The organism is Micromonospora vulcania, assembly GCF_042658605.1.
Lineage (GTDB): Bacteria > Actinomycetota > Actinomycetes > Mycobacteriales > Micromonosporaceae > Micromonospora > Micromonospora vulcania.
In genome coordinates this window covers 25,966-42,580 of sequence record NZ_JBHSQS010000003.1, presented here as the reverse complement: position 1 = coordinate 42,580, position 16,615 = coordinate 25,966, and the positions used below count along the sequence as shown (strand labels likewise).

General features: G+C 71.4%; 12 protein-coding genes. 9 read left to right on the top strand and 3 right to left on the bottom strand.

Annotation, left to right across the window (positions count from 1 at the left end; all coding sequences use genetic code 11):
- Positions 1-118: 118 nt before the first annotated feature.
- The 4 genes from ACFQGL_RS05145 to ACFQGL_RS05130 all read left to right on the top strand — a co-directional run bounded on the left by ACFQGL_RS05145 (position 119) and on the right by ACFQGL_RS05130 (position 5,302).
- Positions 119-1,759, top strand: coding sequence for a serine/threonine-protein kinase (locus ACFQGL_RS05145; RefSeq protein WP_377506138.1), 1,641 nt, complete (start codon positions 119-121; stop codon positions 1,757-1,759).
- A 101-nt stretch (positions 1,760-1,860) separates the two neighbouring features.
- Positions 1,861-2,670 carry a metal-dependent hydrolase gene (locus ACFQGL_RS05140; RefSeq protein WP_377506135.1) on the top strand — a complete coding sequence of 270 codons (810 nt, stop codon included), beginning with the start codon at positions 1,861-1,863 and terminating at the stop codon, positions 2,668-2,670.
- A gap of 43 nt (positions 2,671-2,713) precedes the next feature.
- Positions 2,714-3,610 carry an amidohydrolase family protein gene (locus ACFQGL_RS05135; RefSeq protein WP_377507141.1) on the top strand — a complete coding sequence of 299 codons (897 nt, stop codon included), beginning with the start codon at positions 2,714-2,716 and terminating at the stop codon, positions 3,608-3,610.
- 282 nt (positions 3,611-3,892) lie between these two features.
- Entirely contained in the window at positions 3,893-5,302 is a 1,410-nt protein-coding gene (locus ACFQGL_RS05130) for a GH1 family beta-glucosidase (protein ID WP_377506132.1), read from the top strand.
- Positions 5,303-5,387: 85 nt separating this feature from the next.
- Here the strand turns inward: ACFQGL_RS05130 and ACFQGL_RS05125 are convergent, their stop codons facing one another.
- From ACFQGL_RS05125 to ACFQGL_RS05115, 3 genes are all read right to left on the bottom strand, one after another.
- The gene (locus ACFQGL_RS05125) at positions 5,388-6,581 is read right to left on the bottom strand and encodes a hypothetical protein (protein WP_377506129.1); all 1,194 of its coding nucleotides are present in this window, start codon (positions 6,579-6,581) and stop codon (positions 5,388-5,390) included.
- 185 nt (positions 6,582-6,766) lie between these two features.
- Entirely contained in the window at positions 6,767-7,360 is a 594-nt protein-coding gene (locus ACFQGL_RS05120) for a nucleotidyltransferase family protein (RefSeq protein WP_377507138.1), read from the bottom strand.
- 175 nt (positions 7,361-7,535) lie between these two features.
- The gene (locus tag ACFQGL_RS05115; RefSeq protein WP_377506126.1) at positions 7,536-9,215 is read right to left on the bottom strand and encodes a bifunctional 3'-5' exonuclease/DNA polymerase; all 1,680 of its coding nucleotides are present in this window, start codon (positions 9,213-9,215) and stop codon (positions 7,536-7,538) included.
- Positions 9,216-9,352: 137 nt separating this feature from the next.
- On the opposite strand from ACFQGL_RS05115, the gene ACFQGL_RS05110 reads away from it, so the two are divergent.
- From ACFQGL_RS05110 to ACFQGL_RS05090, 5 genes are all read left to right on the top strand, one after another.
- Positions 9,353-11,137, top strand: coding sequence for an ABC transporter ATP-binding protein (locus ACFQGL_RS05110; RefSeq protein WP_377507135.1), 1,785 nt, complete (start codon positions 9,353-9,355; stop codon positions 11,135-11,137).
- Between the two features lie 50 nt (positions 11,138-11,187).
- Positions 11,188-12,891, top strand: coding sequence for an ABC transporter ATP-binding protein (locus ACFQGL_RS05105; protein ID WP_377507132.1), 1,704 nt, complete (start codon positions 11,188-11,190; stop codon positions 12,889-12,891).
- 346 nt (positions 12,892-13,237) lie between these two features.
- Positions 13,238-13,891: a GTP cyclohydrolase II gene (locus tag ACFQGL_RS05100; RefSeq protein WP_377507129.1), complete on the top strand. Its 654-nt coding sequence runs from the start codon at positions 13,238-13,240 to the stop codon at positions 13,889-13,891.
- A complete protein-coding gene (locus ACFQGL_RS05095) occupies positions 13,888-15,573 on the top strand; it encodes a WD40 repeat domain-containing protein (RefSeq protein WP_377506123.1) in 1,686 nt (561 codons plus the stop codon). Before ACFQGL_RS05100 ends, ACFQGL_RS05095 begins: the two co-directional genes overlap by 4 nt.
- Entirely contained in the window at positions 15,570-16,589 is a 1,020-nt protein-coding gene (locus tag ACFQGL_RS05090; RefSeq protein ID WP_377506120.1) for a formylglycine-generating enzyme family protein, read from the top strand. Before ACFQGL_RS05095 ends, ACFQGL_RS05090 begins: the two co-directional genes overlap by 4 nt.
- Positions 16,590-16,615: the final 26 nt, after the last annotated feature.

The following is a 16,615-nucleotide window of genomic DNA, read 5'->3' as shown; positions in this document are numbered from 1 at the left end:
TGCACCGTACGGTCGGTGCACGAGCCAGCCGTCCGGCGTGGATCGAGGCTGCCCAGCGGATGAGAAAACCCGCACCGGTAGCTATCGTGTAACCCGGAGTGACCAAGAGGGAGCGGCCGTGCAGCAGTTGCCCATCGCGGGTCGGTACCGGCTGCTCGACCTGGTCGGCACCGGCGGGATGGGCCGGGTCTGGTTGGCCCGCGACGAGATGCTGCACCGCGACGTCGCGGTGAAGGAGGTCGTGCCGCCGTCCTGGCTGGCCGAGACCGAGCGCGTGGAGCTACGACTGCGGACCCTGCGCGAGGCGCGCACCGCCGCCCGGCTCAACCATCCCAACGTGGTCCAGATCTACGACGTGGTGCACGAGCGGGAGAACCCCTGGATCGTGATGGAGTACGTCGCGTCCCGGTCGGTGCAGCAGATCATCAGCAGCGAGGGGCCGCTGAGCCCGCAGCGCACCGCCCGGATCGGGCTCGCCGTCCTCGCCGCGCTGCGGGCCGCGCACTCCGCCGGGGTGCTGCACCGCGACGTGAAGCCACACAACGTGCTGGTCGCCGACGACGGGCGGGTGGTGCTCACCGACTTCGGGCTCGCCACCTTCGACGGTGGTGAGGGGGCGATGACCGGGCCGGGCACCGTGCTCGGCTCGCCGCAGTTCGTCGCACCGGAGCGGGCCCGCGACGGGGTGTCGAACCCGCGTACCGACATGTGGTCGCTGGGCGCGACGCTCTACGCCACGGTCGAGGGCCAGTCGCCGTACGCCCGATCCAGCGCGATGGCGACGCTCAGCGCGCTGGCCACCGAACCGCCGGACCCGATGCGTCGTGCCGGAGCGTTGCGTCCCGTACTCACCGGCCTGTTGCAGCGCGACCCCCGACGGCGGCTCACCGCCGCCGAGGCGGAGCCGTTGCTGCGGACTGCTGCGGCGGCCCCCGACCAGCCCGCCGAGCCCGCCCGGTCGGCGGCGGTGGCGGCACTGCGCAGCGCGGGTCGGGCCGCCGTACCCGCCCGGTTCGACGCCCCGGTCGGGCAGGCGGCACTGCCCAGCGCGCCGGGTACGCCCGCCCGGTCGGCGTACCGCCCCCGGGGCCGGCGTCGACGGCTGCTCGCCCTGAGCGGCGCGCTCACCGTCACCGTGCTGCTCGCGGCCGGGGGTCTCGCGCTGGTGCTGAAGCAGTACGACGACCGGCAAACTCCCCCGTCCGGCTCCGGCGGTGGCGCGACCACCGCCCGACCGGCCGCTTTCGCCTGCGGGGCGCCCCCGCCGGAGGCCACCCCGGTGCCCTCGGTGCCGCCGCCGGCCGACGCACGGTACCGGTTGGTCAACGGCTGGACCTGGCACGACGACCCGAGCGGTTTCCGGATCGCCGTGCCGGTGACCTGGCTGCGTTGGGTCGAGGGCGCGGTGACCTGCTTCCGGGAGGCCGACGGTCCCCGGGTGCTCAGCGTCGAGGCGGGGCCGGCCCGAGTCGACCCGGTGGCGTACTGGAAAGGCGAGGAGAGTCGGCTCGTCGGCGGCGAGGCGCTGCCCGGCTACCGCAAGGTCGACATCTCCCCGCTGGACATCTTCAAGGGCGGTGCGATCTGGGAGTGCAGTTGGGACAACGCCGCTGGCGAGCGGGTGCACAGCTTCCGACTGTTGGCCAACACCTCGGCCGGGCGTGCCTACACGGTCTCATGGCTGACTAAGGAGTTCGATTGGCAGGTCAACGCGACATACTTGCCGATGATCCGGCAGAGCTTCACCCCCGCTCTCTGACACCTCCGTTGTGGACCGTCCGGGTGATGCCCCTGCGGTGCCGGCGCTGACTACAGTGGCGTAGTTTTGGCGCTCAAGATCCCTGGGGAGGGTGAGCCGAGATGATGGGTCCGTCGCACGCGCTGTCTGGCGCGGCGGTATGGCTGGCCGGGTCGTGGGCGTTGGACCAGTTCGCCGACTACCACCAGTCGCCGCTCGCGTTGGCGGTGGGCACCGCGGTGTGCGCGGGTGGCGCGCTCTTTCCCGACCTCGACATGTCGGGCAAGGTGACCAGCAACCAGGGTGGCGCCACGGTGGGCCGTACCTTCGGGGTCTTCTCGCTCTTCGTCGCCGAGGTGATGGAGAAGATCTCACTCGGGGTCTACTACGCCACGAAGCTCAGCAAGGATCCCAAGCGCAGCAACGGGCACCGGACGCTGACCCACACGCTTCCGTTCACCCTGCTGATCGGTTGGGGCACCACCGCGCTCTGCGCCGCGTACGGCAAGTGGGCCGTCATCACCATCCTGTTCTTCATGTTCGGCCTCGCCCTGCGCGGGCTGTTCGACGACTGGGCCGAGCGGGCCGGCTGGGTGATCGTGACCCTGGCGTCGGCCGGGGCGGCCTGGTTCACCTTCGTCAACCTCCCCGGTGGGCGCGGCTATCCGCTGATCGGCACGGCCCTGGGCGTCGGCTGCTTCGTGCACATCATCGGCGACATGATCACCCGTGCCGGGGTGCCGATCCTCTGGCCGATCCCGATCAAACGCCGAATGTGGACGATGGTCGGCCTGCCGAACAGCATCGCCCTGCGTACCGGCAGCAAGACCGAGGTGGTCGGGCTGCGCATCGTGTTGACCGTCGTCTCGGCCCTCGCCACCGTCGGCCTGATCGCGCCCTCGGTGCTGCGCAAGTTCAACATCGAGATCTGACCGGTACCCGGTGCCCGAGTCACCTGCGGAGGCGGACGCCCAGGTGCCGCCTGCCCCGCCGGAGGCGGACGCCCAGGTGCCGGCGTTCTGGCGGGCGTTGGGGCTGCCCGGGCTGGCCGACGTGCACGTGCACTTCCTGCCGCCGCGACTGCTGCGTCGGGTGTGGGCGTACTTCGACGCCGCCGGGCCGCTGGTCGGCACCGAGTGGCCGATCCGCTACCGGTGGAGCGACGCCGACCGGGTCGCGCACCTTCACCAGCTCGGGGTACGAGCGTTCAGCGCGCTCGCGTACCCACACCGACCCGGCATGGCCGCGGAGCTGAACCGCTGGACGCTGGAGTTCGCCCGGGTAACCCCGGGCTGCCTGCCCTCGGCCACGTTCTTCCCCGAGCCGGACGCTCCGGAGTACGTCGAGGCCGCACTGACCGGCGGGGCCCGGCTGTTCAAGGTGCACGTGCAGGTCGGCGGCTTCCCGCCGACCGATCCTGCGCTGGACCGGGTGTGGGGGATGCTGGCCGACGCGGGCGTACCGGTGGTCGTGCACGCCGGGCACGCCCCGGTGGGGACCGCGCACACCGGGCCGGAGGCGTTCGCCGCCCTGCTCGCCCGCCACCCTCGGCTGACCGCCGTGGTGGCGCACCTCGGCGCACCGGACTACCGGGCCTTCCTGGACCTCGCCGAGGCGTACGAGCGGGTCCGGCTGGACACCACCATGGCGTTCACGCCGTTCTTCGACCAGTTCGTACCGTTCCCCGCCGACGAGCGGCCCCGACTGCGCGAGTTGGGGCTGGCCGGCAAGGTGCTGCTGGGCAGCGACTTCCCGAACATCCCCTACCCGTACGCCGACCAACTCACCGGCCTGGCCCGGCTCGATCTGGGCGACGACTGGCTGCGCGCGGTCTGCTGGGACAGCGCCGCCACCCTGTTCGACCTACCCTGACCCGCGCTCCGCGCGCCGGCACGCGGCCACGCGGGTCACGCTCGCGGCCACGCGGTTACGCGGCCATGATCGCGCTCGATCCAAGATGTAGTGGCCTGGGCGCGGCCACGAGGGGACTAAATCCAGGATCGAGCGCGGGCAGCGGACCCGGGTACGGGTACCGTCCCCCGGGAGCGGCCCGGGTGCCGAGTTCGACGTGCACTACGAGGGGGGCACGGCCAGCGTCGAGCTGGTCGCCGGCGCCTCGACCGGGTACATCTGCGAGATCCAGGGGACGGAACGATGACGCGACACCAATTCCCGGAGAGCTTCGTCTGGGGCTCGGCGACGGCGGCGTACCAGATCGAGGGCGCGGCCACCGAGGACGGCCGAGGCCCGTCCATCTGGGACACCTACAGCCACACCCCCGGCCGGACGCTGAACGGCGACACCGGCGACGTTGCCGTCGACCACTACCACCGGTGGGCCGACGACCTCGGGCACATCGCCGACCTCGGCCTCGACGCGTACCGGTTCTCGATCTCCTGGCCGCGGGTGCAGCCGGGCGGGGCGGGCCGGTTCAACCAGGCCGGCATCGACTTCTACTCCCGGCTGGTGGACGGGCTGCTGGAGCGGGGCATCCGCCCGGTGGCCACCATGTACCACTGGGACCTGCCGCAGGAACTGGAGGACGCCGACGGCTGGGCGGCCCGGGAGACCGCGCTGCGCTTCGAGGAGTACGCCGCCGGCATCGTCGGCGCGCTGGGCGACCGGGTGCACACCTGGACCACGTTGAACGAGCCGTGGTGCTCGGCGTACCTGGGCTACGCCTCGGGCGTGCACGCTCCGGGCCGTACCGACCCGGCGGCGGCGCTGGCGGCGGTGCACCACCTCAACCTCGCGCACGGCCTGGCCGGTCGCGTGGTGCGTGAGCTGGCCCCCACCGCCGAGTTGTCGGTGACGCTGAACCTGCACGTCATCCGGCCCGCCTCCGAATCGGACGCGGACCGGGACGCGGTACGGCGCATCGACGCGCTGGCCAACCGGGCGTTCCTCGGCCCGATGCTGGACGGGGCGTACCCGGCCGATCTGCTCGCCGACACCGCACCGGTCACCGACTGGTCGTTCGTTCATGAGGGCGACGAGAAACTGATCGCGGTGCCGCTGGACGTACTCGGGGTGAACTACTACTCGAGCACGCTGGTCCAGGCCTGGGACGGGGTGTCGCCCCGCTCGGACGCCGACGGGCACGGCGCCTCCTCCGCCTCGCCGTGGGTGGCCGCCGAGCACGTCGACTTCCTGCCGCAGCCCGGCCCGCACACGGCGATGGGTTGGAACATCGACCCGCCCGCCCTGACCGAGCTGCTGCTGCGCCTGCACCGCGAGTACCCGAGCCAGCCGATGATGATCACCGAGAACGGCGCGGCCTTCGACGACGTGGTGTCGGCGGACGGCCGGATCCACGACGATCGGCGGATCGACTACCTGCGCCGGCACATCGGCGCGATGGCCGAGGCCCGGTCGCAGGGTGCGGACGTACGCGGCTACTTCGTGTGGTCGCTGCTCGACAACTTCGAGTGGGGCTACGGCTACGACCGGCGGTTCGGGATCATCCGGGTCGACTACGACACCCAGGTACGCACCTGGAAGGACAGCGCGCACTGGTACCAGCGGCTCGCTGCCACCGGTCAACTGGACCAGCCGGCGGGCTGACCGGCCTGCGGGTCGGCCCGCTGGGCCGGCCCGCAGGGCGCGGCAGCAGCCCACGTGTCGGTTGGCACGACAACTGCTACGTCAGCTAACACTGGGGCAGGCCGAGACCGCCTCGTTGGCTTGGCTGGATCCAGACCTCGGAGATGTAGCCGACGCGGCCATCCAACTGGACGCCGTAGTACCGGGTCGAGGAGTACAACTGCGCGTTGGCGTCGTCGGCCGGGTCGGAGTCGTTGCCATTGGTGGTGCGAGGGCCCTGGGTCTGGCAGACAGCGGGCTTGTACGTGCCGCCCGTCCGGCGATCGGTCCCGACGATGGTGCAGCCCTTCTTGCTACACGACTTCTCCGGGTACGTGGTCAGGTACGCCGCGACCGGGTCCTCGCCCATGGCGGACGCACCCCTGGTGGCTAGGTTCTGGACCGTCAGGACCACCTGGGCGGGAGTCGGTGGCGGGGGCGGCAGGGCTGCCCGGGTCGGCGTCGGCCGGTTGGGGGTCTGGGTTGTTGGCAGTGGTTTTCGCTGCGGCGCGGTCAGCGTCGGCAACGGTGCGATCGTTGTCGGCTTGGCGGTCGGGGCCGGGTCGGCGTTGGGCAGGATGAGCGGGGTACAGCCAACGACCAAGCCGATCAACGGATCCGTCAGGCCCGCCGTGTTCAGGTAGTCCTGCAGGGACCAGCCATCTTGCGCGTCGTCGATAACTACGGCCAGGCTTAGTATGTCGTTGCTCAGGCCTGCGGTCAGAATGCTGAAAGCGCAGGACGCTGCCTTGTCGCGGATCTCGGCACCGCTGCACGGGTTGGTCAACCCGCCGTAGGAACAGATGGTGCGGGACAGGTCTTTGCGGCCGACGCTGAAGGCGCCGTCGCTCTTGGAACCCGCCTTGCCGTTCTGGTCTCGGCACTCCAGGTGCCACTTGATCGTGGTTTTGTCGGATCTCGCCGGAATCGTGACCTCGAACTCGTAGCCGGTGAAGTAGGGCGGTCGATAGATCGAGCCGAATCGCGAGTGCCGCAGCTTGAACGGATAGGTCAGAATCTTCGAAACGTTGCCCTCGGTCAGCTTGAGCGAGGCAGGGCTGCCACCGTAACCATCCGCGAGGCTCGTGACCGACGAACACGAGACCGAGCCCCGAACCTTGACGGTCTGCGGATCCTTGTTGCTCGGCGCGCTCCACGGCCAACTGACGGCCAGGCCCGGCGTCGCCAACAGCAGGACAACAACCACTGCCACAACTGCTGAGCCAGCGCCCATCAGTAGGCTTGGGCGATGCAGCGCCACGTCACCTCCCTAGGGACGGACCGGACGCCCATGGTGACAGACCTGCAGATCGCGCAACGAGGTTTTCCCCGAAGCGCCGCCGTCGGCTTGACGACAGTATTGAGAACGTGCGAGGTCGCGGGCCACGATAGGCGCCGATCCGCCCGGTTGGTTCGCGGTGATACCCGAGGCCCGGCTGGCACCGCTCAGACGGCGACGCGCTGCGGCGGGACGGTGAGGCCGTAGAGCGCCATCAGCTCCGGGGTGTCGACCCGGCTGCCGTCGGCCACCGAGCCGCAGGCGATGTCCACGATCTGGTCCTTGTGTGCCAGCAGGTACGGTCGGGCACCGACGTCCGCGCTGGCCAGGGTCGCGATGCCGGACCAGTGCCGGCGGCCGAAGAGCATCGGGTAGCCGCGCACCCCGTCATAGGTGGCGCAGGCCAGCACGTCCGGGTACGGCAGTGCGGCCACCCGCCGGATCGCGGTGGCGGTCAGGCCCGGCATGTCGACCGGGATCACCACCACCGCCTCGATCTCTTCGTCGTCCATCGCGGCCAGACCGGCCCGTATCGACGAACCGACCCCGGTGCCCCATGCCTTGTTGATGACCACCGTGGCGTCGCTGAGGTCGGCGGTCTCGCGGACCTGCTCGGCAGCGGCGCCCAGCACCACCACCATCCGCTCGCAGCCCGCCTCGGTCATCGTTTCGATCACCTGGTTGACCAGGGGCTTGTCTCCCCGGTGCAGCAGCGCCTCGGGACCGCCGATGCGACGTCCCCCACCCGCGGCGATGATCATTCCTGCGATCCCGTTCAGCTGCGCCCCCTCCAGCGTGGGACCGACCGTCACCGGTCCGTCCCTTCCTACGGAGACTGCAACGAGGACGACTGCGTGCGGGTGGCGGGGCGAAAGGGAGAAATAGTGCAACTGTTATGCACCGGACCTGACGGACGCGCAGCTGTTCGGAGTCCGGTCAGTCCGCGTCGGCGTAACAGTCGACGATGGACAGGTCCAGCGGGAAACGGACCGGCGTGGCACCGAACAGCAGCGTGGCGGCCCGCTCGCCGGCGCGGGTGACCGACTCGGCGACGGCGGTGGCCTGACCGGCGGGAGCGTGCACGATCACCTCGTCGTGCTGGAAGAAGACCAACTCGGCGTCGGTGCCGGCCAACTCGGTGCGCAGGGTGGCCAGCAGCGTCGAGGCCCACTCGGCGGCGGTGGCCTGGATGACGAAGTTGCGGGTGAAGCGCCCCCGCGAGCGTGCCGCCCGGGCTCGGGGACCCTGCGGGTCGGCCGCGCCGTCCGGATCGACCGGCGCCTCGTCCGGGTCACCGAACCCGGCCGAGCCGGGCGGGCACGTGCGGCCCAGCCACGAGCGCACCAGCCCGCCGGCCTCACCGGTGCGCGCCGCCGCCTCGACATAGCCGAACGCGGTGGGGTAGCTGCGCTTGAGCACCGCCAGCGCGGGCACCGCGGCCCCGCCGGTCTGCCCGTACATCGCGCCGAGCAGGGCCACCTTGGCCTTGGCCCGATCACCGCCGAACGAATCCCGGGCCAGGGCGGCATAGAGGTCGCCGGCCCCGCCGGCCGCCGCCAGCCGGGCGTCCCCGGAAACCGCGGCCAGCACCCGGGGCTCCAACTGGCCGGCGTCGGCGACCACCAACCGCCAGCCCCGGTCGGCCACCACCGCGCGGCGGATCACCTTGGGGATCTGCAACGCGCCCCCGCCCCGGGTGGCCCAGCGACCGGAGACCACACCGCCCGGCACGTACTCCGGTTGGAACCGCCCGTCGCGGACCCACTGCTCGCGCCAGGACCAGCCGTGGGCCGTCCAGATCCGGTAGAGCTCCTTGTATTGCAGGATCAGTGGCACCGCCGGGTGGTCGACGGCCCGCAGCACCCACGCCCGGGTGTTGGGTAGCTCCACCCCAGCCCGGGCGAACGCCTTCAGCAGCTCCGCCGGGGAGTCGGCGTGCAGCCGGCGGACGCCGAACGCGTCGGCAATCTGGGCGGCCAACTCGGCCAGCCGACGCGGCGGGCCACCGACCGGGGACGGCTCCCCCAGCAGCTCACCGAGGATCGCGTCGTGCACGTCGGCCCGCCAGGGCAGCCCGGCGACCCCCATCTCCACCGCGATCAGCGCGCCGGCCGACTCGGCCGCCACCAGCAGCCGGAACCGGCCCGCGTGCTCGGTGGCGGCGATCCGGTCGAGCTGGTCGGCGTACACCTGGATCAGGGCGTCGATGCCCGGACCCGGCGGGCCGGGCAACGCGTCGAAGAGCGCACCCTGGCCGTGCCCGGGCGGCGCGGCCGGGCGCGGCGGCGGGTCGGGCGGCACCGCGGCGCCGCTGAGCCGGGCCCAGGCGGCGGCGAGCGAGCGCGGCTCGCCCCAGCGGCCGGCGTGGCCGAGCAGCAGCGCTTCGGTCAGCTCGACGTCGTGGCAGCGCTCGACGCGCACCCCGGCGCGCAACAGTGCGGGGTAGACCCCGGCAGCGGCCGGCCAGACCCAGCGGGGATGCTCGGCGGCCTCCCGCGCGGCGACCGCCGCGGCCAGGTCGTCGACCGGCTCCGCCGGACCGGTGGGCGAGCCGACACCGTCGAGCGGGCGGAGCACTCCCCCGCCCCGGTCGTCGGACACCACCGCCACCAGCACGGATGCGATTCTGCCTCGCCGTTACGACAGTACGGACGCCGTCGGGTCGCTGGACCGTCGCAGAGGCTCGGTAGCGTGACCAGGTGCCTCCGCAGATCCCGCATTCCGACCCCGGCATTCCGGACACCAGGGGCCCGATGCGCTACCTTTGGTGGTTGGTCCGCTGCCAGCCCTGGAGGGTGCTGCGCGGCAGCCTGATCGGGTCGGCCTGGATGATCGGGCTGTCGGTCCGGCCCTACCTGATCGCCCGCGCGGTCGACGACGGGCTGCGCGGCCGCGACACCCGGGCCCTGGCCCTCTGGGTCGCGGCGATCGTCGTCGCGGGCCTGGGGCTGTCGTACCTGGGCATCATGCGACACCGCACGATGACCTTCATCCGGGAGGACGCCAAGGCACGTTCGGCGGCCGTGCTGCTGCGCCAGTTGTCCCGGATCGGCGCGGTGCTGCCGCGCCGGGTCGCCGCGGGCGAGGTGGCCACCGTCGGCGGCTCGGACATCAACTGGGTGGCCGAGGTGCTGACGCTGACCGGCCCGGGGTTCGGCGCGGTCGTCGCGTACGCGGTCATCGCCGTCGTACTCTGGTCGATCTCCCCGCTGCTGGCGCTCTGCGTGCTGGTGGGAGTTCCGGCGGTGGGGCTGGTCGTCGGGCCGCTGCTGCGTCGCCTCGAACGGGCCGAGTCGATCTACCGGCAGGAGCAGGGCGCGCTCACCGCCCGCTCCGGCGACATCGTCGCCGGGCTGCGGGTGCTCGCCGGGGTCGGCGGCCGGGACCTGTTCGCCCGCCGGTACGCGGCCCGCTCCCAGGAACTGCTCGCCAAGGGCTACCGGGTCGGCGCGGTCAACAGCTGGATCGACGCGGCGACGGTCGCCATCCCCGGGCTGTTCCTGGCCGCGGTGGTCTGGTTGACGGCTCGGATGGCGGTCAACGGCACCATCACGATCGGCGAGTTGGTCGCCGTCTACGGCTATGTGGCCACGCTGACCGTGCCGGTCTGGTTCCTGCTCGAGGGCAGCCACGAGCTGATCCGGGGCCGGGTCGCCGCCCGGCGGATCGTCGCCCTGCTCATCCTGACCCCGGACGACGTGGGCGGCCCGGGAAGGCGGGGTGCCGTGCCCGACCCGCGCCGGCCGGAGGCCGTGGCCGCGCCGGCCCACCCCGCCGACCTCCACGACCCGGTGACCGGGCTGACCGTCCGCGTGGGCCAGTTGACCGGCGTGGCCGCCGACGACCCGGCGGCGGCGGTGGCGCTGGCCGACCGGCTCGGCCGGTACGTCGTCAGCGGGGCCACCTGGGGTGGCGTGCCGCTGACCGGGGTAGCCCTGGACGAGGTTCGCGCCCGGATTCTGGTCGCCGACCACGACTCGTACCTCTTCGCCGGCACCCTGCGGGAGGTTCTGGGCTCCCATGGCGGCGAGCCGGGCGGCGCGGGTACCGCCGTGGACGACGACGGTGCCGCGCGGGCGGCGGACGACGACCGGATCACGGCGGCACTGCGGGCCGCATCGGCCGAGGACGTCGCCGACGCCCTGCCGGCCGGGCTGGACACCCCGCTCGACGCCCGGGCCCGTACGCTCTCCGGCGGTCAGCGCCAGCGGGTCCGTCTGGCCCGGGCGCTGCTCGCCGAGCCGGAAGTGCTGATCCTGCTCGACCCGACGTCGGCGGTGGACGCGCACACCGAGGCGCGGATCGCCGAGCGGCTGCGGTTGGCACGGGCCGGTCGGACCACGCTCGTGCTCGCCACGTCGCCGCTGCTGCTGCGCCGGGCCGACCTGGTCGCCCACCTGCGCGCGGGCCGGATCGTCGCCACCGGCACCCACGCCGACCTGCTCGAACGGGACCCCGGCTACCGCCATCTGGTGGCCCGGGACAGCACCGACGACGACCTCGACCGGGTCACCGACGCCGAAGGGGTCTGCCCGTGAACCGGCTCCCGGTGGCGGACCGCCGGACCGTCCGCGGCGCGCTGCGGGCGATGATCGGCCGGCACCGTCGCGCGGTCGGCCTCGTGCTGGCGCTGCACGGCGCCGCCGCGGTCGCCGGGCTCACCCCGCCCTGGCTACTGGGTGTCATCGTGGACCGGGTCACCGCGGGTGCGGACGTCGCCACGGTGGACCGGCTGGCGCTGGCGATCGGCGGGTGCGTGCTGGTGAGTGCGGTGCTCTCCCGCTACGCCCAGTACGCCGGCCACCGGTTCGGGGAGCGGGCCGTCGCCGAGCTACGCGAGGAGTTCGTCAGCAGGACTCTCGGGCTGCCCGTCTCGGTCGTCGAGCGGGCCGGCTCCGGAGACCTGGCCACCCGCAGTTCCGTGGACGTCTCGACGGTCGGGACCACCGTCCGGGACGTGGTGCCGACCATCGTCATCTCCTCGGTGCAGTTGGCACTGCTGTTCGGGGCGATCTTCCTGCTGCACCCGCTGCTCGGGTTGGTGGCGCTGGCCGGGCTGCCGTCGATCTGGGCGGTGACCCGCTGGTACCTGCGCCGAGCCAGCCCCGCGTACCTGGTCGAGGGCGCGGCGTCCGCCGAGTTGACCGAGACGCTGACCAGCACCGCCGAGGGCGCCCGGACCATCGAGGCGCTGCGGCTGACCGACGACCGGAGCCGGCACGGCACCGCCCGCATCGCCCGGGTGTGGCAGGCCCGCCGGGCCACGCTCGCGCTGCGCACCGTGTTCTTCACCGTGGTGGAGGCCAGTTATCCGCTGCCGATCGCCACGGTCCTGCTCGTCGGCGGATACCTGCTCTCCCGGGAGGTCGTCTCACTCGGCGCGGTGGTCACCGCCGCGCTCTACCTCCAGCAGGCGATCGACCCACTGGACCGGCTGCTCCAGTGGACCGAGCAGGCGCAGCGCGGCTTCGCGTCGTTCGCCCGGGTGCTCGGCGTCGGCCTGGTGCCGCCGGAGCCGCCCGGCACGGCCGCCGAGTCGCGGGGCGAGCGGCTCGTCGTACGCGAGGCGCGGTTCTCCTACCCCGGCGGGCACGACGTGCTGCACGGCATCGACCTGGACGTACGGCCCGGAGAGCGGCTGGCCGTCGTCGGCCCGTCCGGCGCCGGCAAGTCCACGCTGGCCCGGCTGCTGGCCGGGATCGACGCACCGCGGCGTGGCGTCGTCAGCATCGGAGGTTGCCCGGTCACCGACCTGGACCCGGCCGAGCGGCGTCGCCGGATCGCCCTGGTCACCCAGGAGCACCACGTCTTCATCGGCTCGGTACGCGACAACCTCGCCTTCGCCGCCCCGGACTCCACCGACGAGCAGATGCGCGCCGCGCTGGTCACCGTGGGCGCCGACTGGTACGCGGAGTTGCCCGACGGTCTGGACACTCCGCTGGGCGACGGAGCCCGGCAACTCGCCACGGCCGAGGCGCAGCAACTGGCGCTGGCCCGGCTGGTGCTCGCCGACCCGCACACGCTGATCCTGGACGAGGCGACCGCCGCGCTCGACCCGACCACCGCCCGGCGTACCGAACGGGCGCTGGCGGCCGTACTCGCCGGGCGGACCGTCATCGCGATCGCACACCGGCTCAACACCGCGCACGACGCCGACCGGGTCGCCGTGCTGGAGGACGGCCGGATCACCGAGATCGGCAGCCACGACGAACTTGTCGCGGCCGGCGGGGCGTACGCGGCCCTCTGGCACTCCTGGCACGCCCACACCGACGAGCGGCCCCCTGCCCGCTGAACCGGGGACGTCACCGATGCACGGTGTCCGGGCAGGCATATCAATGATCGCCTCTTGCTAGAAGTTGCACCTTCAGAGCTGAACGCATAGGTTGGGATAGATGAGGCCGTGCATGCGTCGCACGGGGATTGCGTCCTTCGGGTCCGAGATTCCAATCGGCCCGGAGTGACCACGATATTGACGCGAAGGTAAAGGCCGAGCAAAACAGCCTTCCTCAACGGTACGTGTCCGGCGCTGGTTATCGAGCGGAATGGCCCAGGGCAGAAGCGGGTCTTCGGCCAAACCGGCGAACGCCGATCCGGCAGGAACAGCCGGTTATACACGAGTGCAGAAGAAAGGGTTTGTGGTGCAAGCAGATCAGGATGCGCCGCCGCGCCGAGATGTCGAGCTTCCAGGAATTCGCACCGTCGTACGCGTCCCGCTCACGACCAACCCGGGCGGCGGGTGGTCCGAGGCGGAGGTCATCACCTTCACCGGACTGCGCGACGGCCTGGAGCACCTCGCGATCCGCTTCGGCGAACCGACGCCCACGCCACTCGTACGGATCCACTCGGAGTGCCTGACCGGCGACGTCTTCGGCTCGGGCCGGTGCGACTGCGGCCCGCAACTCGCCGAGGCGGTCGAGCGGATCTCGACCGAGGGAGGTCTCATCCTCTATCTGAGGCAGGAGGGGCGCGGAATCGGCCTGTACAACAAGATCGACGCGTACGAGTTGCAGGACTCCGGCCTGGACACTTTCGCCGCGAATCGCAAGCTCGACTTCCTCGACGACGACCGGGATTACGGAGCCGCCGCCGACATGCTGAACGCAATGGGAACGACCTGCGTCTCGTTGCTCACCAACAACCCGGACAAGGCCGACCAACTGCGTTCGCACGGTATCGAGGTCACCACGGTCGAGCCGACCGGCGTCTACCTGAATCCCGCCAATCTTGCATATCTCCAGGCGAAGCTCAATCTCGGCGGGCACACAATACACCTTCCGAAGGAGCAATCATGATTGCACACCGTGGACCGATCAGCGGAATCGCGGCGTACCAGGATGCCTACGTCCTCACGGCTGGCTACGACAATCAGATCATCCTCTGGGAAATGGCGTCGAAAGAGCCGCTGACCCGCACCTGGCACGACCACCTCGCCAATCAGGTGGCATTTTCCCCGGACGGCAGGCTGGCCGTGACGTCGTCGTCCGACTACAGCGCCCGGCTGTGGGCGCTGCCCGAGCTGCGGCTCGTCGCGGTCCTCGCGGAGCAGACCGATGACGTGGAGATGTCCGCCTTTCATCCCCATCGGGAGCTGATCGCCACCGCCTCCCGCGACCACAACGTACGGGTCTACGACTTCAAGGGCTCCCTCGTCGTCACCTTCACCGGCCACACGGCCGACGTCATCTCGGTGGAGTGGTCGCGGGACGGCGACGAGATCATTTCGTCCAGCGACGACGGGACGATCAAACGGTGGTCGATGAGCTCGCGGCGCCTGGTTGCCGACCTCGACATGGAGGGCGTCGAGACCGACACCGTCGCGATCTCGACGGACGGCACCATCTACGCCGGCAACGACAACGGCCAGATCATCGTCGTGACGGACGACGGCCGTACCACCATCGACGCTCACGAGGCGGGCATCAAGCGAGTCGTCCTCGACCACCGCCGCGCCCTGCTGGTCACGTTGAGCTACGACCGCACGATGAAGTTGTGGGACGTACGCGATGCCGAGCCCGTCATCACGACGACGACCGACCTGCCCGCCGACGTCTGGCCTCGCTCGTGCGCGTTCGCCGGCGACTCGCAGCTGGTGTTCGCGACGTTCGGCGCCACCTACCGGATCTACGACTACCGGTCCGGCAAGTGGGTCGACGAGGACGTCCCGCCCACTCCCGGCGTCAACGCCGTGCTCGCTGACGCCGCGTCCAGGGTCATCACCGTCGGTGACGCGGGAATCGTCAAGCGCGACGGCGAGACGATCGCGGAGACGGGAAGCCTGTGCAACTTCCTGGTGGCCGTGGGCGACCGGGTCCTGACCGGCGGTCAGCTCGGCAAGCTGTTCGACGCGACGACCGGGGCCGTGGTCCACCAGCACCGGTCGCCGCTCAACTGCGGTGTCGCCTTCACGCACGACAACCGGCCGCACGTGCTCATCGGTGCGTACACCGGCGAGGGCCTGGTCTTCGAACTCGGCGACCAGGGGCTTCGTTTCGTCACCGAGCTGCGCCTGCACGGCAACGCCGTCAAGGGTGTGGCCGAGTCCGACGGGAGGCTGTTCTCGGTGGCCGCGGATGCGAGTGCGACGTGGTGCGACGGCAACACCCTGGAGGTCCTCCGGACCGTGCAGGACGGTCACACGAAGATCGCCAACGGCTGTGTCGGGTTGGGTCAGGGCTACTTCGCCAGCATCAGTCGCGACCTCCGCCTGCGGATCTGGGATCCCCAGTTCACGCCGGCGGTCATCGAGACCCCGCACGACCACTCCATCAAGTGTGTCAGCGCGTCGTCCGACGGCCGTCAGGTGGCGACCGGCGGCTACCACGGCCGGGTCTGCGTCTACGACCGTCAGGCCGACTCGTGGGTGGTCAACCAGCGACCGACCACCGCCGGGATCTCGTCCCTCAGCTACGCGCCCGGGCTGGGCTGCTTCCTGGCCAGCTCCTACGACGGCAACGTCTACCGGGTGGACGCATGACGACCGTCGACACCAGCAGCCACCGGAGCGGGCCGGGCAGCACGCTCACCGACGCCGACATCAACCAGCTGACCGACCGGGCGGCCATGGGGCTGCCGGAGTACTACCAGGTCCCGGTCGGTGAACGGCTCCCCGTCGACGCGATCGCGGCTCTCGGCCCGGATCAGCTCCTGGCCGTCCTCGACGACGCTCGCCGCGATCTGGAGCAGAGGCTCGCCGCCGGCACCATGCTCGCGCTGCGGGGTGACCCCCGGCTGCGCCCGGGCGGCCACCCGGCGATGGTCGCGGTACCGGGCGGTTCCTTTCCCATGGGTACGCCGGAAGCCGACGTCGATGCCCTGCACGCGGAGTCCAGCCACCACGGAGTGCAGCGCGACTGGATCGAGAAGGAGTGTCCACGTCACCGGGTGGAGGTGCGGAGCTTCCGGATCGCCGAGTTTCCGGTGACCAACTGCGAGTACGCGGCGTTCCTCGCCGAGACTGCCTACCCGGAGTTCCCGACCCACTGGGACTACGGCCGCTTCCACCCGGCCGAGGCGAACCATCCCGTGTACACCGTCACCTCGGCCGCGGCGGACGCCTACGTCGACTGGCTGTCGCGCCGCAGTGGGGAGCGCTACCGGTTGCCGACCGAGACGGAGTGGGAGTACGCCGCCGCCGGGCCGGACGGGAGCCGCTACACCTGGGGCGCCGACTGGGCGACCGGGCACGCCAACACGCTGGAGTGCCGACTTCTGACGACCAGTCCGGTCGGCGCCTTTCCGGCGGGCCGGTCCTGGTGCGGCGCGTACGACCTGGGCGGCAACGTCGAGGAGTACGCCTCCTCCCGCTACCACCCGTACCCCGGCGGACGTCTGGTCGAGGACGACCTCTACCGGAGTCTCGGCAACTACCGCATCGCCCGGGGCGGCGCCTTCAACCGGTTCCGTGACCTGACTCGCTGCCAGCGCCGACACGGTCCCTACCCGCGCTCCCTCTACGCGCTCGGTTTCCGGGTCGCCGCCGAGAGCGCCTGAATCGACAAGGGGAAGACATTGCGCAT